This is a genomic window from Streptomyces sp. NPDC047028 (assembly GCF_040644095.1).
Classification (GTDB): domain Bacteria; phylum Actinomycetota; class Actinomycetes; order Streptomycetales; family Streptomycetaceae; genus Streptomyces.
On record NZ_JBEYVS010000037.1, the window covers coordinates 54,855 to 77,039 of the forward strand.

The 22,185-nt window shown below is 72.7% G+C and carries 17 protein-coding genes; 14 read left to right on the plus strand and 3 right to left on the minus strand.

Translation table 11 applies throughout. From position 1 onward, the window contains the following. Window positions 1-187: 187 nt before the first annotated feature. From ABZ854_RS28270 to ABZ854_RS28295, 6 genes are all read left to right on the plus strand, one after another. Window positions 188-1,570, plus strand: a complete 1,383-nt coding sequence (locus ABZ854_RS28270; RefSeq protein ID WP_361215948.1) for an ABC transporter substrate-binding protein — start codon at window positions 188-190, stop codon at window positions 1,568-1,570. Window positions 1,571-1,577: 7 nt separating this feature from the next. Further along, window positions 1,578-2,921: a sugar ABC transporter permease gene (locus ABZ854_RS28275; RefSeq protein ID WP_361215951.1), complete on the plus strand. Its 1,344-nt coding sequence runs from the start codon at window positions 1,578-1,580 to the stop codon at window positions 2,919-2,921. 186 nt (window positions 2,922-3,107) lie between these two features. After that, complete coding sequence (locus tag ABZ854_RS28280; RefSeq protein WP_361215954.1) at window positions 3,108-4,019, plus strand: carbohydrate ABC transporter permease; 912 nt, start codon at window positions 3,108-3,110, stop codon at window positions 4,017-4,019. A gap of 157 nt (window positions 4,020-4,176) precedes the next feature. Then, window positions 4,177-6,573 (plus strand): bifunctional glycosyltransferase family 2 protein/CDP-glycerol:glycerophosphate glycerophosphotransferase, encoded by a 2,397-nt coding sequence (locus ABZ854_RS28285; RefSeq protein WP_361215957.1) that lies wholly within the window; start codon window positions 4,177-4,179, stop codon window positions 6,571-6,573. 185 nt (window positions 6,574-6,758) lie between these two features. Beyond that, on the plus strand, window positions 6,759-8,960 hold the full coding sequence (locus tag ABZ854_RS28290; protein WP_361215960.1) for a bifunctional glycosyltransferase family 2 protein/CDP-glycerol:glycerophosphate glycerophosphotransferase: 2,202 nt from the start codon (window positions 6,759-6,761) through the stop codon (window positions 8,958-8,960). An 8-nt stretch (window positions 8,961-8,968) separates the two neighbouring features. After that, window positions 8,969-11,197: a bifunctional glycosyltransferase family 2 protein/CDP-glycerol:glycerophosphate glycerophosphotransferase gene (locus ABZ854_RS28295; RefSeq protein WP_361215962.1), complete on the plus strand. Its 2,229-nt coding sequence runs from the start codon at window positions 8,969-8,971 to the stop codon at window positions 11,195-11,197. Between the two features lie 57 nt (window positions 11,198-11,254). Here the strand turns inward: ABZ854_RS28295 and ABZ854_RS28300 are convergent, their stop codons facing one another. Further along, the gene (locus ABZ854_RS28300) at window positions 11,255-11,668 is read right to left on the minus strand and encodes an organic hydroperoxide resistance protein (RefSeq protein ID WP_361215965.1); all 414 of its coding nucleotides are present in this window, start codon (window positions 11,666-11,668) and stop codon (window positions 11,255-11,257) included. Between the two features lie 116 nt (window positions 11,669-11,784). Here ABZ854_RS28300 and ABZ854_RS28305 point away from each other — a divergent pair, with 116 nt between their 5' ends. After that, window positions 11,785-12,243, plus strand: coding sequence for a MarR family transcriptional regulator (locus ABZ854_RS28305; RefSeq protein ID WP_361215967.1), 459 nt, complete (start codon window positions 11,785-11,787; stop codon window positions 12,241-12,243). Here the strand turns inward: ABZ854_RS28305 and ABZ854_RS28310 are convergent. Next, window positions 12,197-13,894, minus strand: coding sequence for a glycosyltransferase family 39 protein (locus tag ABZ854_RS28310; RefSeq protein WP_361215970.1), 1,698 nt, complete (start codon window positions 13,892-13,894; stop codon window positions 12,197-12,199). The two genes, ABZ854_RS28305 and ABZ854_RS28310, sit on opposite strands and share 47 nt — an antisense overlap. 340 nt (window positions 13,895-14,234) lie before the next feature. Here ABZ854_RS28310 and ABZ854_RS28315 point away from each other — a divergent pair, with 340 nt between their 5' ends. The 5 genes from ABZ854_RS28315 to ABZ854_RS28335 all read left to right on the plus strand — a co-directional run bounded on the left by ABZ854_RS28315 (window position 14,235) and on the right by ABZ854_RS28335 (window position 19,579). After that, window positions 14,235-15,434: a glycosyltransferase 87 family protein gene (locus ABZ854_RS28315; RefSeq protein WP_361216004.1), complete on the plus strand. Its 1,200-nt coding sequence runs from the start codon at window positions 14,235-14,237 to the stop codon at window positions 15,432-15,434. 43 nt (window positions 15,435-15,477) lie between these two features. Next, a complete protein-coding gene (locus ABZ854_RS28320; RefSeq protein WP_361216006.1) occupies window positions 15,478-17,079 on the plus strand; it encodes a glycosyltransferase family 2 protein in 1,602 nt (533 codons plus the stop codon). A gap of 41 nt (window positions 17,080-17,120) precedes the next feature. Then, window positions 17,121-18,101 (plus strand): UDP-glucose 4-epimerase GalE, encoded by a 981-nt coding sequence (galE, locus tag ABZ854_RS28325; RefSeq protein WP_361215973.1) that lies wholly within the window; start codon window positions 17,121-17,123, stop codon window positions 18,099-18,101. Between the two features lie 40 nt (window positions 18,102-18,141). After that, window positions 18,142-19,101 (plus strand): ADP-ribosylglycohydrolase family protein, encoded by a 960-nt coding sequence (locus ABZ854_RS28330; RefSeq protein ID WP_361215975.1) that lies wholly within the window; start codon window positions 18,142-18,144, stop codon window positions 19,099-19,101. 166 nt (window positions 19,102-19,267) lie between these two features. After that, on the plus strand, window positions 19,268-19,579 hold the full coding sequence (locus ABZ854_RS28335; RefSeq protein ID WP_361215978.1) for a dienelactone hydrolase family protein: 312 nt from the start codon (window positions 19,268-19,270) through the stop codon (window positions 19,577-19,579). A 314-nt stretch (window positions 19,580-19,893) separates the two neighbouring features. Here ABZ854_RS28335 and ABZ854_RS28340 read toward each other — a convergent pair whose 3' ends face one another. Further along, complete coding sequence (locus tag ABZ854_RS28340) at window positions 19,894-20,520, minus strand: TetR/AcrR family transcriptional regulator (RefSeq protein WP_361215981.1); 627 nt, start codon at window positions 20,518-20,520, stop codon at window positions 19,894-19,896. A gap of 202 nt (window positions 20,521-20,722) precedes the next feature. On the opposite strand from ABZ854_RS28340, the gene ABZ854_RS28345 reads away from it, so the two are divergent. Together ABZ854_RS28345 and ABZ854_RS28350 are read left to right on the plus strand one after the other, a co-directional pair. After that, window positions 20,723-21,631: an ABC transporter permease gene (locus ABZ854_RS28345; protein ID WP_361215984.1), complete on the plus strand. Its 909-nt coding sequence runs from the start codon at window positions 20,723-20,725 to the stop codon at window positions 21,629-21,631. Next, window positions 21,624-22,185: ATP-binding cassette domain-containing protein (locus ABZ854_RS28350; RefSeq protein ID WP_361215987.1), on the plus strand; the 562-nt coding region annotated here is incomplete at its 3' end. The genes ABZ854_RS28345 and ABZ854_RS28350, both read left to right, overlap by 8 nt.

Genomic DNA, 22,185 nt, shown 5'->3' on the forward strand with positions numbered 1-22,185 from the left:
CGGAGAGCCCCCGCGCCGACCGCCGTCGGACGCGTCCGAAACAGCGCGCATGCGCCCCCGGTCACGAGCCGGTCACGATCACCCGGTCGGTGCCGCAGGCGCTCTTGCCGCCCTTAAGGGGCCCGGCGTAGACCGGACCGCACGGAAGCGCTCGGACGTTCAACGGCGAACGAAGAACGGGGCAGTGATGCGCAGCAAGAGCGACACCATCCGGACACACAGGGCCGCCACGGCACTCGCCGCCCTCCTCGCGGGAGCCCTCGCGCTCACCGCCTGCTCGGGCAGCAGTGACAAGAAGGACGACGGCGGGAAGAGCAGCGGGCCGGGCGGCGGCGGTTCGACGGTCTCGCTGCCGAAGCTGGACGGCGCGCACCTGGAGGTCGCCGCCGTCTGGACCGGCACCGAGCAGGCCAACTTCAAGAAGGTCCTAACGGAGTTCGAGAAACGCACCGGGGCGAAGGTGACCTTCGTGCCGGCGCAGGACCCGATCATCAACTTCCTCGGCTCGAAGATCGCCGGCGGTCAGCCGCCGGACGTGGCGATGCTGCCGCAGCCGGGCGCCATCAAGCAGGCGGTGCAGAAGAACTGGGCCAAGCCGCTCGGCCCGGCGGCCCTGAAGGAGCTGCGGAAGAACTACTCGCAGGGCTGGCAGGACATCGGCAAGGTCGGCGGCAAGCAGTACGGCGTGTACTACAAGGCGGCCAACAAGTCGCTGATCTGGTACAACGCCAAGGTCTTCGGGAACGCGGGCGCCAAGGAGCCCAAGACCTGGCAGGACCTGATGAAGACGGCGCAGGCCGTGTACGACTCCGGGGTGACGCCATTCTCGGTGGGCGGCGCCGACGGCTGGACGCTGACGGACTGGTTCGAGAACGTCTATCTGTCCCAGGCGGGTCCGGAGAAGTACGACCAGCTCGCCCAGCACAAGATCAAGTGGACCGATCCGTCGGTGAAGCAGGCCCTGACGACGCTCGCCCAGGTCTGGGGCAAGAAGGACTATGTGGCGGGCGGCGCGGACGGCGCGCTGCAGACGGAGTTCCCCGCTTCGGTCACGCAGACGTTCACCGGTGGCGACCAGCCGAAGGCGGCGATGGTCTACGAGGGTGACTTCGCGCAGGTCAACATCGGTGACACCAAGGCGAAGGTGGGCACGGACGCGAAGGTGTTCCCGTTCCCGGCGGTCGGTTCGACCGCGCCGGTGGTCTCCGGTGGTGACGCGGCCGTCATCCTGAAGGACTCCAAGGCGGCGCAGGCGCTGGCCACGTTCCTGGCCTCCCCGGACGCGGCGACGATCCAGGCGAAGCTCGGCGGCTATCTCTCGCCGAACAAGAACGTGCCGGTCTCGGCGTACCCGAACACGGTCCAGCAGACGATCGCGAAGGCGCTGATCGCGTCCGGCGACGACTTCCGGTTCGACATGTCCGACCAGGCCCCGCAGGCGTTCGGCGGCACCCCGGGCAAGGGTGAGTGGAAGGACCTTCAGGACTTCCTGAAGAACCCGAAGGACGTGGCGGGGACGCAGGCGAAGCTGGAGAAGGACGCGGCGGCCGCGTACGGGACCGGGCGGTAGTCCGGCCATGGCGTCGGCAGCGGCGGCCGGGGCCCCACCGGGCCCCGCCGCGCCCCGCGGTCGCAAGAGCGTGACCGGCACCCGCAAGACGGTGGCAGCGCTGTTTTTGCTGCCCGCGCTGGTGCTGCTGGGCGCGCTCGTGGTCTACCCGATCGGGTACTCGCTCGTCCGCAGCTTCTCCGCCGACTCCGGCGGCGGGTTCGCGGGCTTCGACAACTACAAGGCGATCTTCACGGACGACGGCATCCGTACGGCGCTGAAGAACAACGTCATCTGGGTGGTGTTCGCGCCGACGGTGTCCACCGCGCTGGGTCTGGTCTTCGCGGTGCTGACTGAACGGGTGCGCTGGGGTACGGCGTTCAAGCTGGTCGTCTTCATGCCGATGGCGATCTCGATGCTGGCGGCCGGGATCATCTTCCGGCTGGTGTACGACCAGAGCCCGGACAATGGGGTCGCCAACGCGGTGTGGGTGGGCGTGCACGACACGTTCGCGCAGTCGTCGGCGTTCCCCAAGGCGCACCCGGGCCGCCAGTCGCCGCTGAAGCCGGACGCGGGCGGTTTCCTCACCTCCTCACCGGTGCACACCGGGCAGGTGGTGCGGCTGCCGCTGGTCGGTGTCGCCCCGGACCAGATGCCGGGCGACGCGAAGAAGGCGGCCGCGGCGAAGGCGGAGCCGGGGAAGGTCACCGGCACGACCTGGCAGGACTTCACGCGCGGCAAGGGCGTGGGCCGGCTGGGCGCGCCCGACCCGTCCGAGCTGGGCTACGCCGGGATGCGGATCGAGGCGGTGAGGGACGGCAAGGTCGTGGCGTCCACGACGGCCGCGTCCGACGGCACGTTCACACTGCCCGGCGCGGCGGACGGGGCACGCCTGAGGCTCCCGGCGAGCAACTTCAGGGAGCCGTACAACGGGGTCGACTGGCTGGGGCCGACGCTGGTCACGCCGGCGATCATCGGGTCGTACGTGTGGATGTGGGCGGGCTTCGCGATGGTGCTGATCGCGGCCGGGCTGGCGGGCGTGCCGCGGGAGCTGCTGGAGGCGGCGCGCGTGGACGGGGCCAACGAGTGGCAGGTGTTCCGGAAGGTCACGGTGCCGCTGCTGGCACCGGTGCTGGCGGTGGTCGTGGTCACGCTGATGATCAACGTGCTGAAGGTGTTCGACCTCGTCTACATCATCGCGCCGGGCTCCTCCCAGGACGACGCGAACGTGCTCGCGCTGGAGCTGTACCGCAAGGGCTTCTCGGAGGGCCGGCCGGGCGTCGCCAGCGCCATCGCGGTGTTCCTGCTGCTCCTGGTGATCCCGGTGATGCTGTTCAACATCCGCAGGCTGCGGCGGGAGGTCAGGCGATGAAGCCACGCGCGCCTCTGCCCTGCCGGGGGTCCGGGGGTCGCCCCCCGGGTGAGCACAGGAACATCCGCAGGCTGCGGCGGGAGGTCAGGCGATGAAGCCACGCGCGCCTCTGCCCTGCCAGGGGTCCGGGGGTCGCCCCCCGGGTGAGCACAGGAACATCCGCAGGCTGCGGCGGGAGGTCAGGCGATGACGGCTACCGCTTCGAGTGTCGGGAAGGTGGCGGCCGCCGGGGCGCCCGTGAAGGCACGGCAGTCGCTCGGGTCGAGGATCGCCGAGAAGCTGAGCGGCGGGCTGGTCCGCGTCTTCCTGATCGTGGTCGGGCTGTTCTGGCTGGTGCCGACCATCGGCCTGCTGATCTCCTCGCTGCGCGCCCCGGCGGAGATGAGCGCGAACGGCTGGTGGAACGTGTTCACCAAGCCGTCCCAGCTGACCTTCGACAGCTACCAGAAGCTGCTGGAGAACAGCGACATCACCAACTCGCTGCTGAACACCGTGCTGATCACCGTTCCGGCCACGCTGCTGGTCGTGGTGATCGGCTCGCTCGCCGGTTACGCGTTCGCGTGGATGGAGTTCCCGGGCCGGGACTGGTGGTTCCTGGGTGTGGTCAGCCTGCTGGTGGTGCCCGTGCAGGTGGCGCTGATCCCGATCGCCGAACTGTTCGGCAAGATCGGCCTGTTCGGGACGATCATGGGTGTGGTGCTGTTCCACACCGGGTTCGGTCTGCCGTTCGCGGTGTTCCTCCTGCGCAACTTCTTCGCGGAGATCCCCCGCGAACTGCTGGAGGCGGCCCGCCTGGACGGGGCCGGTGAACTGCGGCTGTTCGCGCGGGTGGTGATGCCGCTCGGCGGGCCCGCGATCGCGAGCCTCGGCATCTTCCAGTTCCTGTGGGTGTGGAACGACATGCTGGTCGCGCTGGTGTTCACCAAGTCCGGCTCGCAGCCGATCACGGTCGCCCTGCAGACGCAGGTACGGCAGTTCGGCAGCAACATCGACGTGCTGGCACCCGGTGCGTTCATCTCCATGGTGATCCCGCTGGCCGTGTTCTTCGCTTTCCAGCGGCAGTTCGTGTCCGGCGTGATGGCAGGTGCCGTCAAATAGCTGTTGAGCAGGGATTTTTCAAGGGGGCGGACCCTACCGGGACCGCCCCCTCCTCCTTGCTCGCTGTCCCCCACATGACGTACGGGCCGTAACCAAGTCACTCCATCGGCCGTTCCCGGGCAGAACGCCCGCGCCGAGCCGACCCCATGGATGTCCCTTGCCCAGGTTCAGTGTCATCGTCCCCGCGTACAAGGTCCAGGCGTACCTGTCCGAGTGCCTGGACTCGGTGCTGTCCCAGTCGTACCCGGATCTGGAACTCATCGCCGTCGACGACCGCTCGCCGGACGCCTGCGGCGCCCTGATCGACGAGTACGCCGCCCGCGACGCCCGCGTGAGGCCGCTGCACCTGGCGGAGAACCAGGGCCTGGGCCGGGCCCGCAACGCCGGGATGGCACAGGCGACGGGCGACTACCTGCTCTTCCTGGACAGCGACGACACGCTCACCCCGGGCGCGCTCAGCGCGATCGCCGACCGGATCAAGGAGACCGGCGAACCGGATGTCCTGGTCCACGACTACGCGCGCACCTTCTGGACGGGCGAGGCGGTCCGCAACCAGCTCTCCGGCCTGCTGACCGAACAGGGCCCGGCGCCGTTCCGGCTGGCGGACCGGCCGGCGCTGCTGCGGGTGCTGATGGTCGCCTGGAACAAGGCGTACCGGCGGGAGTTCGTCGAGCGTGAGGGGTTCACGTTCCCGCCGGGCTACTACGAGGACACCCCGTGGACGTTCCCGGTACTGATGGCGGCGGAGTCGATCGCCACCCTCGACCGGGTGTGCGTGCACTACCGGCAGCGCCGGCAGGGCAACATCCTGCGCACCACCAGCGACAAGCACTTCGACGTGTTCGCGCAGTACGACCGGGTGTTCGCGTACGTCGCCGAGCATCCCGAACTGGACCGGTGGCGCCCTGAGCTGTTCCGCCGGATGGTGGACCACTACGCGACGGTGTTCACCCGCCGGGACCGGCTGCCGCGCGGCAGCCGCGCCAGGTTCCTGCGCACCGCCCGCGCGCACTACCGCCGTTACCGGGTCCCCGGTTCCACCGCCCCGCGGCGCTCCCGGCTGCGGCACGCCCTGGTCCGCTTCGGCCTGCACCGCACCTTCCGCGCACTGCGGCTCGCCTCGGCCCTGCGCCGTCGTGCCGCCAAGGCCGCCGTCACGTCGGCCCGCTCGCTGCGCACGGCGGTGCTGCGGCTGCACTACCGGGTCCAGTCGCGGCTGCCGGTACGGGCCGACCGGGCGGTGTTCGCCGTGCGGGACGGGCGGGGGCACGGTGGTGACCCGGGCGCCCTGGAGGAGGCGTTCCGGGCGCACGCCCCGCATGTGCGCACCGCCTGGATCGCCCACCCCGAGCACCAGCACGCGGTCCCGCCGGGCCCGCGCCGGCTGCGTCCGGGTACGGCCGCCTACTGGACGGCGCTGGCCCGCTCCCGGTACCTGGTGAGCGACGGCGACATCGACCCCCGGCTGCGCAAGCGTCCCGGCCAGGTGTTCGTGCGGACGCCGGACGGCACTCCGCTGGGGCACCAGGGCCTCGACCTCCAGGAGCGTCCGGCGGCCGCCCGGGACACGGACTTCGCGCGCCTCCTGGACGCCGCCGACACCTGGGACCACCTGCTCTCCGGCAACCGGCACTCCACCCTGACCTGGGAGCGGGTCCTGCCCGGCCGCTACACCACCCTGGAGTACGGCCACCCCCGCGACGACGTCTTCCAGCGGGCCACCTCGGCGGACGTGGCCCGGCTGCGCGCGTCCCTCGGCATCCCCGAGGACGCGGTGGCGATCCTGTACGCGCCCGCGTACCGCGACCACCGGCGCACCCAGCGTCCGCTGCTCGACCTGGAGCGGATCGTGCGCCGGCTGGGCCCGCGTTACGTGATCCTGGCCCGCACGCACGCGACGCAGGACGGGCCGGCCGACGCGGGCACCCGGATCATCGACGTCACCGGGCACCCGAGCGTGGAGTCCCTGTGCCTCGCCTCGGACGCGCTCGTCACCGACTACGCGTCGATCATGTTCGACTACGCCAACCTGGACCGGCCGATCGTGGTGCACACCGAGGACTGGGAGGCCTACGAGGCGTCCCGGGGCACCTACCTCGACCTGCGGGCCTGCCCGCCGGGGGCGGTGGCCCGCAGCGAGGACGAGCTGATCGACATCTTCGCCACCGGGCACTGGCGCGGCTCGCGCTCCGCCCAACTGCGGGCCGCGTTCCGCGAGCGGTTCTGCCCGTACGACGACGGGCGCGCCGCCGAACGCGTCGTACGGCATGTCGTGCTGGGCGAGCGGGAGGGGCTGCCGGCGGTCGTGCCGCTCGCGGAGCGGCGGCCGGTGCCGTCGGCCGCGTCCGGGGCGGCGCGCGCCCCGCTGACCACGGTGGAGCAGCCTCCCGGGGTCCGTCCGGGCGCGGTGGAGGAGCCCTGTTCCGGGTCGCGGCCGGGCATGGCGGAGCGCCCCCCGGGCACCCGGACGGGTGCGGCGGGGCAGCCGTACGACAGCCGGCCGGGCGCCGCACCGCAAGCTTCCGGTTCGCCGACCGTCACCGAGAGCCGCTGAACGCCGTTTGACCTTCCGGGAGTTCCCGTGCCCCGCAACACGTCCCGGCCCACGCCGACCCGGCCGTCCACCTGGCGTCCGGCAGGACGGCCCGGCCGTTCCCGCGTGACGACAAGCGTGACGACAAGCGTGACGACGGGCACGACAACACGCACGACCACAGGCATGACAACAGAGAGAACAGAATGCCCCGCTTCAGCATCATCGTCCCGTCCCACGGGGTCGCCGGCCGGCTGTCCCAGGCGCTGGACTCCGTCCTCGGCCAGTCCTTCGGCGATCTGCAGCTGATCCCTGTCTGCGACAGCCCCGGCACCCCGGCCGCCGCCGTGGCCGCCGGCTACGCCGAGCGGGACTCCCGGGTGACCCCGGTCGACTCACCGCCCAGCGCCGGACTCGGCGGGGCGCGCAACGCCGGGATGCGGGCGGCGACCGGCGCGTACCTGCTGTTCCTGGACGGCGACGACGTCCTGCTGCCGGGCTCCCTGGCGGCGCTGGACGCGCGGCTGACCGAGACCGCCGGGGTGGACGTGCTGTACACCGAGCACGAGCGGGCCCCGTGGTGGGAGGGCGAGCCGACGAACCCGCTCGCCCCGCTGCTGGCCACCGCGCCGAAGGGGGCCTTCGCGCCGGCCGCGCTGCCGGGGCTGACGGGCGTGCTGCTGCCCGCGTGGAGCTCGGTCTACCGCCGCACCTTCCTCACCGAGCACGAACTGACCTTCCCCGACAGCCACTTCACCGATCTGGGCTGGGGCGGCCTGGTGACGATCGCCGCCCAGCGGGTCGCGGTGCTGCGCTCGACGGTCGTACGGCACCGGCTGCGGCGGCAGGGCAGCCGGCTGAACCTGCCGGGCCCGGAGCAGCACGCCCTGCTGGACCAGGTGGAGCTGGTGCTGACGCGGGCCGCCGAGCGGGCGCTGCCCGCCGAGCGGACCGGGCCGCTGTTCGAGCAGTTGTTCACGCAGGTGCTGAAGACGGCGTCCCGGCCGGAGCGGCTGCCGTCCGGGCACCGCGCGTTCTTCCGCCGTGCCGGCCGGCTGTACCGCCGGCACCGGCCGGCCGGGCACCGGGTGCCGGGCGGCAGCCTGGGTGTCCAGCACCGGCTGCTCGCCACCGGCGCGTACACCGCGTTCCGGGCGCTTCGCGGCGCCAACCGGGTCGCCGCCCGCGCCGCCGAGCGGCTGCCCCGCCCCCGCATGCTGCGCACCCGGCTGCGCTACGCCCGTGACCTGCGCCGCCCGCTGGACCCCGATCTGGCGGTGTTCTGCGCCTACTGGGGCCGGGGCTACGCCTGCAACCCGGCGGCGATCCACGCCAAGGCCCGCGAACTCGCCCCGCACATCCGCTCGGTGTTCCTGGTCGAGGCGGACCAGGCGCACGCGATGCCGCGGGACGTGGAACACGTGGTGATCGGCTCCCGCCGCTACTGGGAGGTGCTGGCCCGCGCCACGTACCTGTTCAACAACGCCAACTTCGCCGAGGGCGTCGTCAAGCGGCGCGGCAGCGTGCACGTGCAGACGCAGCACGGCACGCCGCTCAAGCACATGGGCGTGGACCAGTCGACGCACCCGGTGGTGGCCGCGCGGTCCGGCAGCTTCACCAAGCTGCTCGGCCGGGTGGACCGCTGGGACTTCAACCTGTCCTCCAACCGCCACTCCACGCAGATGTGGGAGCGGGCCTTCCCCGGCTCCTACGAGCACCTGGAGTACGGCTATCCGCGCAACGACGTGTACTGCACGGCGACCGGCGAGGACGTGGCGCGGATCCGGCGGGAACTGGGCGTGCCCGAGGGCAAGACGGCCGTGCTGTACGCCCCCACCCACCGCGACCACCACACCGGCTTCGAGACGGGCCTGGACCTGGAGGCGTTCTGCGCGGCGGCCGGCGAGGACGTCGTCGTCCTGCTGCGCGCCCACTACTTCTACGACCGGGGCCGCGCCCGCAGCTCCGGCCGGATCATCGACGTCACCGGGCACCGCTCCTCGGAGGACGTGTGCCTGGCCGCGGACGCGCTGGTCACCGACTACTCGTCGATCATGTTCGACTACGCCAACCTGGACCGGCCGATCGTCGTGTACGCCGACGACTGGGAGGTCTACCAGGAGACCCGCGGCGTGTACTTCGACCTGATGGCCGAGCCGCCCGGACCGGTGGCCCGCACCCCGGAGGAGCTGGCCCGGATCTTCCGCGAGGGCGAGCACGCGGGCGCGGGGTCGAGAGCGCTCAGGGCCGCGTTCCGGGAGCGGTTCTGCCAGTTCGACGACGGTCTGGCCGCCGAACGTGTCGTACGGCGGGTGCTGCTCGGCGAACCGCCGGAGGCGATCCCGCCCGTGATCCCGCTCGCGGAGCGCGTCCCCGCCCCCGCAGCCGCGTCCCTCGTGAGGAGCTGACTGAAGCCGTGCCCCGATTCAGCGTCATCGTCCCCTGCTTCAAGGTGCAGGGCTTCCTGCGCGAATGCCTCGACTCGGTGCTCGGGCAGTCCTACGAGGACATCGAGCTGATCGCCGTCGACGACTGCTCCCCGGACGGCTGCGGCGCGATCCTCGACGAGTACGCGGCCCGCGACCCGCGCGTGAAGGTGCTGCACCTGCCGGAGAACGTCGGGCTCGGCCGCGCCCGCAACGCCGGGATGCCGCACGCCACCGGCGACTACCTGTTCTTCCTGGACAGCGACGACACCCTCACCCCCGGCGCGCTGCGGGCCATGGCCGACCGGCTCGGCGAGGCCGGCGACCCGGACGTGCTGGTCTTCGACTACGCGCGCACCTACTGGTGGGGCGGCACCCGGCGCAACGTCCTCGCGCACATCCTCGCGGAGGCCGGCGACGGCACGTTCACGGTGGGCGAGTACCCGGAGATCCTCGACCTGCTGATGGTGGTGTGGAACAAGGTGTACCGGCGGGACTTCGTCGAGGCCCACGGCTTCGAGTTCCCGCCCGGCTACTACGAGGACACCCCGTGGACGTTCCCGGTGCTGCTCAGCGCCGGCCGGATCGCCACCCTGGACCGGATCTGCCTGAACTACCGGCAGCGCCGGCAGGGCAACATCCTCTCCACGACCAGCCGCAAGCACTTCGACATCCATGACCAGTACGCGCGGGTGTTCGCGTTCGTCGACGCGCACGAGGAGCTGTGGACGTGGCGGCCGTACCTGCACCGCAAGATGGGTGAGCACTGCCTGGACATCCTCGCCAAGCCGGACCGGCTGCCGCCCGGCGACAAGGCCGAGTTCTTCCGCCGTACCGCCGAGATGTTCCGCGCGCACCGGCCCGAGGGCACCCGGGCCGAGGGTGAGGTCGCGGTGCTGGAGGGCACGTACGCGATGTACCGGCTGCGCCGGCAGGCCGGCCGCGCGGGGCGGGAGGCCGGGCGGCGGGCCGCGCAGGCACGCCGGACGGCGGCCGTGCGGGGCCGGCGGGGCTGGGCCGCCCTGCACGCGCGCCGCCCGCTGGACGAGCACCTGGTGCTGTACTCGGCGTCCTCGCACCGGGGTCTGCTGGGCGATCCGGCGGCCGTCTACTACAAGGCGCAGGAGATTGCCCCGCAGTTGCGCGGGGTGTGGGTGGTCCGGGACAAGGAGGCGGCCGAGCAACTGCCGCCCGGTGTGGAGCACGTGCTCGTGGACTCCCGGCGCTGTCTGGAACTGGCCGCGCGGGCGAAGTTCTTCGTCAACGACGTCAACTGGCCCGCCACGCCGGCCAAGCGGCCCGGCAGCGTGTACGTCCACACCCACCAGGGCACCCCGCTGAAGTACATGGGCGCGGACCTGCTGGGCAAGCCCGGCGCCCGGCTCGGCTTCGACGTGCCGCAGATGCTGCGCCGGGCCGACCGGTGGGACTACAGCCTGGTCGCCAACGAGCACTCCGAGCTGGTGTGGGAGCGGGCCTACCCCTGCCACTTCACCTCGGTGCGCACGGGCAGCCCCCGCAACGACGTGCTGGTCACCTCGCGCACCGACCCGGCGGCCGGGGCGTCGTTCCGGCTGCGGCACGGCATCCCGGAGGACCACACGGTGGTGCTGTACGCGCCGACCCGCCGGGACTACCGGCGCGGCGGGCACGCCGACCGGTTCGACCTGGCCCGGTTCGCGGCCGACCTCGGCGAGGGGCACACGCTGGTCGTCCGGCTGCACCCGACGCTGGCGGCGGGGCCGGCGCGCGGGATGGGGCTGGGTGAGCTGGCGCGGCGCGGGATCGTGGTCGACGCGACCGACGAACCGCACGCCGAGGAGGTCATGCTCGCCTCGGACGCGCTGGTCACCGACTACTCGTCGATCATGTTCGACTACGCAAACCTGGACCGGCCGATCGTCGTGCACGCCGACGACGGGGAGGCGTACACCGCGAGCCGCGGCACCTACCTCGACATCACGGCCGAGGCACCCGGCCATGTCTCCCGCTCCTACCGGGAGCTGGCCTGGCTGTTCGCCTCCGGTTCGTGGCGGGACGAGGAGTCGGCGCGGCTGCGGGCCGCCTTCCGGACGCGGTTCTGCGCGTACGACGACGGGCGCGCGGCGGAGCGGGTCGTACGGACCCTGCTGCTGGGCGAGCCGATGGAGAGCCCGCCGCACGTACGGATCCCGGGGCAGGGCCGGGCGCCGGAGCGGGACGCGCTGGCCTCGGCGTAGGAGCGGTGCGGGTGCCGGTCCCGTCTCCGGGGCCGGCACCCGGCACTCATCCCTGTGTCACTCGATGACGAGGTCGACGTCGATGTTGCCGCGGGTGGCGTTGGAGTAGGGGCACACCTGGTGGGCGGCCTCGACGAGCTTGCGGCCGGTCTCCTCGTCCACGGTTCCGGGCAGCTCGACGCGCAGCGTCACCTTCAGGCCGAAGCCCTCGCCCTGCTTGCCTATGCCGACCTCGGCGGTGACGGCCGCGTCGCTGACGTCGACCTTGGCCTGGCGGCCGACGAGGCCGAGGGCGCTGCCGAAGCAGGCGGCGTAACCGGCGGCGAACAGCTGCTCGGGGTTGCTGCCCTGGCCGTTGCCGCCCAGCTCCACCGGCATGGCCAGGGCGAGGTCGATACGGCCGTCGGAGGAGACGGCGCGGCCCTCGCGGCCGTGGGTTGCGGTGGCGACAGCGGTGTAGAGCGCGTCCATGGGGGACCATCCCTCTCGGGTGTGAGTTCGGTGTGATCAGCGGGGTTCCTTGCGGTCAGTAGAGCACACAATTCAATTGCACACAACTGAATGGCTCGGGGAGTTACCCTGGGGACATGACCGAACCGGAGTGGCTCCGCCTGGACCGCCAGATCTGCTTCTCCCTGCACGCGGCGTCCCGCGCCTTCAACGGCGTGTACCGCGTGCTCCTCAAGGACCTCGGGCTCACCTACCCGCAGTACCTGGTGATGCTGGTGCTCTGGGAGCAGGGCGAGCTGCCGGTCAAGAAGCTCGGCGAGCATCTGCGCCTCGACTCCGGCACGCTGTCTCCGCTGGTCAAGCGGCTGGAGGCGGCGGGCCTGGTGCGACGTGAGCGCAGCGCGCTGGACGAGCGGTCGGTGCGGGTCCTGCTCACCGAGGAGGGGGCGGCCCTGCGGGAGCGGGCGCTGGAGGTACCGCGCCGCATCATGTCGGCCACGGGCTTCCAGGTCGACGAGATCACCGAGCTGCGCGAGCGGCTGGACCGGCTCACCACCGCTCTGGACGCGGCCGCGGCGGCACCGGGCTCCCGCTAGCCGGGGCCCGGTCCCACCGCACGTACAGCCGTACGGTCACCTCGCCGGACCTGGCCTGGGCGACCCCCACGAAGTGTGCGCCGAGCGCCGTCACCTCGGCCCGCTCGACAGCGGTCTCGGCCGGGTACCGCCCCGCCAGCAGCTTCGGGTCGCCCACCACCCACACCCGGTCGAGCCGCCGCATCCGCCTGAGCAGCACAGCGGTCCCCACCTCCCGTCCGTACAACGTCCCGGACACGGCAGCGCCCCGCGCCAGCGCGACATCCCGCACCCCCGTGAACGCCCCCGGATACGCCAGCGCCGCGTTCCGCCCGGCCCCGGGCACGAACAACACCGCGTCCCCCGCCCGCACCTCCCGCCCAGCCACCCGAGCAATCCCCGCCAGATCATCAGCCCGCCCCCCGGGCAACCGATCCTCCTTGAGCAGGGGCCACTGATGAACGAGCCCAGCCCCGACAAGCACCACACCAACCAGCGCAAGCAGGCTCCCCCTCACCGCCGGGCATCTTCCCGACAAGCCGTCGTCCGACTCCCCCGCAGACCACCCACCCAACCCGCCGCCGTCGTCCGACTCCCGCGCCGGGCGCCCCTCCAACCCGCCGCCGTCGTGTGGGCAGGCGTTCCGCAGGGCGATGGGGGTCCCCCCGCTCGAGCGAAGCCGAGAGTGGGGGAGGGTGGGCACACGACGACCACCGGGCCGCAGTCGGCCGACGGCGCGAGCCACCCTCTCCGCCCCCGCCGCCACCAGCAACGGCGCCCCGCTCAGCGCGTACAGCACGTACCGGTCCACGTACAGCGGCGAGAACAGCGAAGCGACCATCAGCACCCCCGGCGCCACCACCACCAGCGGCAACGCCACCCCCGCACAGCTCAGTTCCCCCCGCCGCCCCACAACCCCCACCGCCCCCAGCACCGCGAGTGACAGACACACCCCGTAGACCAGATCCGTCGGCCCGAGAAGCGCCCGCAGCAGCGCGCCCGCCGTCTCCCACGTCGGCGGCCGCAACCACGCCACCTGCGCCGACTGCCCCCACGACACCACCACCATCGGCACCAGCCCGGCCGTCACCGCCCCCGCCGCACACCCCCACCCCCGCCACACCCGCGCCCCGACCCGGGCCAGCGCGAGCGACCCCGCGTGGGCGAGCAGCAGCAGGACGGCGAACTCGTGCAGCCAGCAGGTGAGTCCGAGGACAGCGCCGTACCCCCACCACAGCCGCCCCCCGCCCCCACGCACCGCGCGGACGAACAGCAGCGTCGCCCCGGTCGCCCCGGCGGCGACGAGGGCGTAGGAGCGGCCCTCCTGCGCGTAGTGCCCGGCCATCGGTGTGACGGCGTACAGCAGGCCGGCCCACAGCCCCACCCGCGGCCCGACCAGCCGGGTGCCGAGTTCGGCGACCAGCCCCGCCGTGACGGCCGCCGCGCACACCGAGGGCAGCCGCAGCACCACCTCACCGGGGTGGACGGTGAGGACGGCGTGCATGAGGAGGTAGTACAGGCCGTGCACGGCGTCGACACCGTGCAGCAGCCGCCAGATCTGCGGCACCGTACGCCGCGCGACCTGGAAGGACACCGCTTCGTCGCGCCACATCGCCCCCCGGTCGAGCCCCCACAGCCCGAGCCCGGCCATCACCAGCGCCGGCGCGCCCACGGCGACGGCGTGCCGCCCGCGCGCGGAGGTCGGGGCGGGTCGCGTGTGCGGCGGCGGCCGGCGGGCTCCCGGCTCCGGGCTCGTCCGCCCGCTCGGCCGACGCGGCTGCTGTGTGACGAGAAGCCCGATGTTCACCACGGCCCGATCTTTTGCGATTAGCCAACCTTTTGCGGTTATTGACGGCGTATCGCCAGAGATACACCATCCGCCCGGCTTAGGCTCGCACGTGATGAACCTCCGCCCCCCCGAGCCCGATCCGCGTACCTCCTCCCCCGTCCGCCCGTCCCGCACCCGGCCCGTCCTCGCGCTCTCGGCCTGCTGGCTCGCCACCCGTGCGCTGATGCTGTGGCTGCTCGCGCACGACAGCGCGCCGCTGGTGGGCGGGGGTTCGGTCGGGCGGGAGGTGTGGCGGCTGTACTTCCACTGGTACGGCGTCCTGGCCCAGGGCGCGTTCCCGGCGCACGACACGCGGTGGCAGTACCCGCCCGGCGCCGGTGCCGTACTGCTCGCGCCGGGCCTGCTACCGGAGTTGACGTACTTTCAGGCGTTCGTCGCGCTGGCGCTGGCCGCGGACGCGCTGATCGCGGTGGCCCTGGTCCGCGCGGGGCGCGGGCACGGCCGGAGTCTGCTCGGCGCCGCCCTGTGGACGGGCGGCCTGCCACTCCTGCTGCACCTGCCGCTCGCCCGCTACGACGTGCAGGTCACCGCGTTCGCCGTCCTCTCCCTGTTGGCGCTGGCGCGCTTCCCCCGCGCGAGCGGCGTGCTCGCGGCGCTCGGCGCGCTGGTGAAGGTGTGGCCGGCCCTGGTGCTGCTGGGGACGCCCCGGGGCCGGGCGACACGGGCGGCGTGGACGTGGGCGACGGCGGCCGGGGCCGTCTCGCTCGGGATGTTCGCGGTCCTGTTCAGCGATCCGCTGGCCTTCCTGCGGGAACAGGGCGGCCGGGGCGTGCAGATCGAGTCGCTCGGCGGTACGGCCCTGAACCTCGCGCGGCACGCCGGCTGGCCGGGCACGGTCCGCTACCGGTACGGCGCGATGGAGCTGACCGGCCCGTACGTGTCCGCCGTCGGCACGGCCTCGGTCGCGCTGACGGCCGTCGCCTTCCTCCTGCTGGTGGTGTGGCGGCTGCGGGCGCGGCGGTGGGACGAGGCGACGCCGTACGACGCGGCCCTGTGCGCCGTGCTGCTGTTCACGGTGACCAGCAGGGTCATCAGCCCGCAGTACCTGGTCTGGCTGCTCGGGCTGGCCGCCGTGTGCCTGACCTCGCGCGTCACCGGCCAGCGGCCCGTGGCCGTGCTGGTCCTGGCGGCGAGCGCCCTGAGCACGCTCGCCTATCCGATGTCCTACGGCGAGGTGGTCGCCGGCACCTGGACCGGCTGTCTGCTGATGCTGGCCCGCAACGGGCTGCTGGCGGCGGCCGCCGTGCTGTCCTTCGTCCGGTTGTGGCGCTCGACACGCGCTGCGACCGTAAAGACAGGACCCGCGGCACAACCACTGGCCGTTTCCGACCGTCTTCAAGAACGAGCGGCAAGTCGCTCTTAACAGAGTATTACCGAACGAATCTACCTTCCGTCCTGTGGACCCCATGCTGAGCGAACCGCACGAGAAGCCCCGGGCCGGTGTCGTCGTCATCGGCTACAACGACGCCGCCCATGTGACCGAGGCCGTACGCTCGGCACTCGCGCAGGGACCCGCCGTGGCCGAGGTCATCGCGGTGGACGACTGTTCGACCGACGGCAGCGGAGACCTGCTGGACCGCCTGGCGGCCGGGGAACCCCGGCTGCGGGTGGTGCGCCGGAAGACCAACAGCGGCGGCTGCGGCACCCCGCGCAACACCGGCATCGACGCGGTCACGGCGCCGTACGTGATGTTCCTGGACAGCGACGACGTGATGCCGCCCGGCGCGGTGGACGCGCTGCTGGACGCGGCGACGCGGACGGGCGCCGAGGTGGCGAGCGGGCTGTGCGTGCGCCGGGAACTGCCCTCGGGGATCGAACAGCCCTGGCAGGCGTCCCTGTACGCGGAGCACAACACGGTCACGCACCCGTCGCGGCTGCCCCGCCTGGTCCACGACACGCTGTGCGTCAACAAGCTGTACCGGACCGGCTTCCTGCGCGAGAACGGCATCCGCTTCCTCGAAGGACGCTTCCTCTACGAGGACTTCGTCTTCACCGCGCGCGTCCTGGCCGCCGGTCCGCGCATCGCGCTGGTCCCGGACCGCGTGTACCTGTGGCATGTCCGGCGCACGGCCGAGCAGTTGTCGCTGTCCCTGGACCGGGGGCGCATAGAGAACTGGAAGGCGCGCCTCGAAGCGTGCGCCCAGGCGTACGACATCCTGCTGAACGCCGGGCAGAAGGAGCTGGCCCGGGCGGCGCGGGCCAAGTTCCTCGATCACGAACTGCGCATGTACGCCCGCGAACTGGGACTGCGCGACCCCGCGTACCAGCGCGCCTGGTGGACGCAGGCCCGCGACTACCTCGCCCGCTACGACGCCGGCGACTGGGAGATCGACGCGGGGGCGCCGGGCCGGGTGCTGGCGTCGCTGATCCTGGAGTCCCCCGAGCCGCGGGACCTGCCCCGCGTGCGGGAACTCTCCGCCCGCCCTGCCCGGCTGCTCCCGCCGTACGCCCGCGCCGAGGACGGCAGCCCCGTCTGGTCGGCGGACCTCCCCCAGATCTCCCTCGCCCCGCTGCTGTCCCGCCCCACCGGGCTCCTCCCGCTCGCCGTGGACGCCGAGCTGCGCCCCCGGGCGCGGGGAGGGCGGCTGCTGCTGCGCCTGCACGAGCTGTACGGCCGGGTGGCCGAGGCGGGACCGCGCGAGGTCACCGTGGAGTGGAGATCCCGGGACGACGGGCACGCCGCCGAGATCCATACGGTCGCCCTGTCGGCCGCGGCCGAGGGGATCTGGTCGGCCGAGGCGCCCACGGACCTCGCCGCGCTCGGGGCGGGGACCTGGGACCTGCGGGTCTCCGTCCACTTCGCGGACGGCGAGTGCCGCAAGGCGACGGCACACGCGCTCACCGGCGCCGGCCGGCTGGGCAGGCGGGTCCTGCCGAGCATCCTGCACGGCGTCCTGCTGGCCCAGCCGTACGCCACCCACTCCGGCGCGCTGGCGCTGCGGCTGGCTCCGGGCGTACGAGGCGTGCTGAAGGTGGCCCTCGGACGCCTGCGGCGCCTGCTTCACTGAGAAGACCACCGGCCTGACGAACGACGAGGAGACGACCGCACATGACCTGGCTGATCACCGGCGGCGCCGGCTACATCGGGGCGCACGTCGTACGGGCGATGGCCGAGGCGGGCGAGCGGACGGTGGTCTACGACGATCTGTCCACCGGTATCGCCGCCCGGCTGCCCGAGGACGTCCCGCTGGTGGAGGGCTCGACCCTGGACGCCGAGCGGGTGGCGCGGGTGCTCGCCGGGCACGAGGTCACCGGGGTCGTGCACCTGGCGGCCAAGAAGCAGGTGGGCGAGTCGGTGGAGCTCCCGTTGCACTACTACCGGCAGAACGTGGAGGGCCTGCGCGTCCTGCTGGAGGCCGTGACCGACGCCGGTGTGGCGTCCTTCCTGTTCTCCTCGTCCGCCGCGGTCTACGGCATGCCCGACGTGGAGCTGGTGACCGAGGAGACGCCGTGCGTGCCGATGTCGCCCTACGGCGAGACCAAGCTGGCCGGTGAGTGGCTGGTCCGGGCGACCGGCCGGGCCACGGGCCTGGCGACGGCCTCCCTGCGCTATTTCAACGTGGCGGGCGCGGCGTCGCCCGAGCTGGCCGACACCGGGGTGTTCAACCTGGTCCCGATGGTCTTCGAGAAGCTGACGGAGGGCGCCGCCCCCCGCATCTTCGGCGACGACTACCCGACCCCGGACGGCACGGGCATCCGGGACTACATCCACGTGGCCGACCTGGCCGACGCCCACGTGGCCGTCGCCCGCGCGCTGCGCTCCGCCCCGGGCGCCGACCTCACCTTCAACATCGGCCGCGGCGAGGGCGTCTCCGTCCGCGAGATGATGGACCAGATCAACGCGGTCACCGGCTACGACCGCGCCCCCACCGTCACGCCCCGCCGCCCCGGCGACCCGCCCTGCGTCGTCGCCTCCGCCGACCGCATCGCCACGGAACTCGGCTGGAAGGCCCGCCATGACGTCCACGACATGATCAGCTCGGCCTGGGAGGGCTGGGTACGCCTCCACCCGGAAGCGGCCCGAGCCTAGGGATGCAGGACGCGCGCGGACGCGGCCGTAGTCTGCCCGGATGAGCGGACCGGAGGTTGTCGAGCGGGCCGTGGGGGCCGTGGTGGGGTCGGCCGTCGGGGACGCCCTGGGGGCGCCCTTCGAGTTCGGCCCCGAGGGGGCGTTCTCGGCGCGCTTCCCCACGGCCGGGCACGGCGGCGAGATGTGCGGGGGCGGCGGCTGGGACCCCGGGGAGGCGACCGACGACACGCAGATGGCGGTCCTGGTCGCCGAGTCCCTGCTGGAGCGGGGCGGACTCGACCCGCAGGACGTGTTCCACCGTTTCCGGCGCTGGGCGGCGGCCGAACCGAAGGACATCGGCCTGCAGACGGAGGCGGTGCTGGGCTCCGGCGATCCCTGGGACACGGCGGCGGAGCGGCACTTCCGGGTGAACCAGCGGGGCGCGGGCAACGGGGCGTTGATGCGGGCGGCTCCCTCGGCCGTGTACTTCGCCCGCGCGGGCCGCGACGCCACGATGGACGCCGCCCGCCGGCTCTCCGCGCTCACCCACGGCGACCCCGCGGCCTGGGAGGGCACGGCCGCCCTGCACGAGCTGGTCCGGGTGGCCCTGGCGGGCGGCGACCCCGTGGCCGCCGTACCGGACACCCTGCGGTTCCTGCACCGCGACCACCGCACCCGCTACGCCGCCGTCCTGTCCCCCGACTGGCATCCCGGCCTGGCCACGGAGTTCAACGGCGCGGTCTGGCCCTGCCTCGGCTCGGCGGTCTGGTCCCTGCGCACAACGACGTCCTACGAGGACGCGGTCCGCGCGGCGATCGACCTCGGCGGAGACACCGACACCGTGGCGGCGGTGACAGGCACCCTGGCCGGAGCGGTGTACGGCGCCCGTGCCGTCCCGGAACGCTGGACGTCCGCCCTGCACGTACCCCTGCCGGGCTTCACCGGCCGGACGCTCCGCGCTCCCGAACTCGTGGAACAGGCAGGGCGGTTGCTCGACGGGGGCCCTGGGTCCCGGCCGTGAGGGCGGCGTGCCCTTGCCCGTTGCGGAGCGCTAGGGGGCTTCCGGCTGCTGGGCGGGCTGAGCGCCGAGGGCGTCATCGCGGACACCGCGGCCGCGCTGGCGGCGGGCGCCGAGCGGGGGGCCGGCGGCGGGCGCCGAGCGGGGGGCCGGCGGCGGGCGGGCCTTCGTGGGCGTCTCGGTCGGCGGGCACCTGGGCGTCCTCGCGGCCACCCGGCTGCCCCTGGACCTGGTCGTCAGCTGCTACGGCGGCTGGACGCTGGACGGCGGGATCCCGCTGGCCGCACCCGAGCCGCCGTTGTCCCCGGCCGGCGCCGCCGCTCTCGCAGAACACGGCACCACGGTCCTCGGCCTGGTCGGCGGCCAGGACTTCCTGATCTCCGCCGACGATTGGCAGCGCCTCGGACAACGGCTCAAGGAGGCCGGCGTGGCCCACGAACTGGTCGACTACCCCCGCGCCGCCCACGGCTTCCTGTGCTAGGACCGCCCGGAGAGCCACGATCCCGAGGCGTCAAAGGCCGCCTGGACCCAAATCCTGAAGATCCTGACCCGACTACCCGCCCGCCCCTGACGAGCCCCGCAACGGGCGCGGGGAACTGCGCAAAAACCCCCACCCACCGGCACAGCCCACACAACAGAACGCCCCCGGCCGGCCGCCGGACCCGTACCTGGTCAACTCACCCACGGTGGAGCAGCCCCGCAAGGGGCGCGGGGAACTGCGCGAGAACCCCCACCCACCCGCACCGGCCGGACAACAGAACGCCCCCGACCCCCCGGCCCAGCCGCGCGGCAGCGCTACAGCGCCCGCAGCGCCCCCGCCGTGGCGCGGGCCAGATCATCCAGGTAACCCCGAGGCAGCTTCGGGCTGCGGATGACGACCGAGCGCCAGTACAGCGGCCCGGAGATGAGGTCCAGCGCGAGGTCGGCGTCGACGCCGGAGCGGACCTCACCGCGCGCCTCCGCCGCCGCGACGACCTTGCTCGCCACCCCTTCCTGCCCGTCCCGCAGCGCCTTCTGCAGCGCCTCGGCGATATCGGCGTTGCGCGCGGCCTCGGCCTGGAGGTCGGGGATGATCTGGGAGGCGACCGGGTGCCGCAGCGCGCGCGACGTCACCTCGTAGAGCAGGCGCAGATCGCCCTCCAGTGAGCCGGTGTCGGGGGCCGGCAGGCCCATGACGGCCATCGCCGAGACCACGTCCAGGACCAGGTGCAGCTTGGAACGCCAGCGGCGGTAGACCGCCGTCTTGCCGACGCCGGCGCGGCGCGCGATCCCCTCGATGGACATGCGCGCGTACCCGACGGCCGCCAGTTCCTCGAACACGGCGGCCCGGATGGCCTCGGTCACGTCCTCCCTGAGCACCGCGGCCCCGGCCGGAGCGCGGCGGCGCGGACGCTTCGGGGCTTCACCGGCGTTCGTCGTCATGCCGACCAGCATAGGCCGTTACGACGAAACGGTTGCGTCCCGACGCGGAATGGGCCTACGCTCACGTTGCGACGATACGGTCCCGTCCCGACGTAAGAGAACGTGAAGAGAAGCGTAAGGAAACGGCGGGCGACGGACTCACCCCCTCCGGCCGGTAACGACCGGACCCCCTTCCGAGTGAAACCGAGCGAAAGCAGCGGATGTGAGCCAGGTCCTCGACACACCGCCCCCGACCCAGACCCCGGCCGCCCCGGACCTCGCGGCGCTCGCCGCCCGGCACGGCCTCTCGGTCAGCGGGGCCCGCCCGACCCTGCCCCAGTACGTCCGGCAGCTGTGGGCGCGGCGCCACTTCATCGCCGCCTTCGCCACCGCCAAGCTGACCGCCCAGTACAGCCAGGCGAAGCTGGGCCAGGTCTGGCAGGTCATGACCCCCCTGCTGAACGCGGCGGTCTACTACTTCATCTTCGGCATGCTCCTGAAGACCAAGCAGGGCGTCCCGGACTACGTCCCCTTCCTGGTCACGGGCGTGTTCATCTGGACGTTCACGCAGAGCTCGATCATGGCGGGCACCCGGGCGATCTCCGGCAACCTCGGCCTGGTCCGCGCCCTGCACTTCCCGCGCGCCGCGCTGCCGATCTCCTTCTGCCTCCAGCAGCTCCAGCAGCTGCTGTTCTCGATGGCGGCGCTGGTCGTCATCCTGCTCTGCTTCGGCGTCCCGGTCTCGGCCTCCTGGCTGCTGGCCCTGCCCGCGCTGTTCCTGCAGTTCGTGTTCAACGCGGGCATGTCGATGATCATGGCGCGGGCCGGCGCCAAGACCCCCGACATCGCCCAGCTGATGCCGTTCGTGCTGCGCACCTGGATGTACGTGTCGGGCGTGATGTGGAGCATCGGCACGGTCACCAAGAAGGACGCGCACGTCGTCACGCTCCTGCTGCAGTGCAACCCGGCCGCCGTCTACCTCGACCTCATGCGGTTCGCGCTGATCGACAGCTTCCACGCCGCCCAGCTGCCCCCGCACGTGTGGGCGCTGGCGGCCGGCTGGGCGCTGGTCGCGGGCGCCGGCGGCTTCATCTACTTCTGGAAGGCTGAGGAGACGTACGGCCGTGGCTGAGAACACCGACGGGACGAACCCCGGCAAGAAGAACACCGGCGAGACGAGCGCCGTCCCCACCGTCGTCGCCGACCGCGTCGACATCGTCTACCGGGTCAACGGCACCGGCGCCGGCCGCGGCTCCGCCACCGCCGCGCTCCACCGCATCCTGCGCCGCGGCAAGGCCGAGCAGGCGGCGGGCGTCCGTACGGTGCACGCCGTGAAGAAGGTGTCGTTCGTCGCGTACAAGGGCGAGGCGATCGGCCTGATCGGCACCAACGGCTCCGGCAAGTCGACGCTGCTCAAGGCGGTCGCGGGCCTGCTCCCCGTGGAGAACGGCCACATTTACACCGACGGCCAGCCCTCCCTGCTCGGCGTCAACGCGGCCCTGATGAACGACCTCACGGGTGAACGCAACGTCCACCTCGGCGGCCTCGCCATGGGCATGTCCCGCGAGGAGATCCGGCAGCGCTACGACGACATCGTCGAGTTCTCCGGGATCAACGAGAAGGGCGACTTCATCACCCTTCCGATGCGGACGTACTCCTCCGGCATGGCGGCCCGGCTGCGGTTCT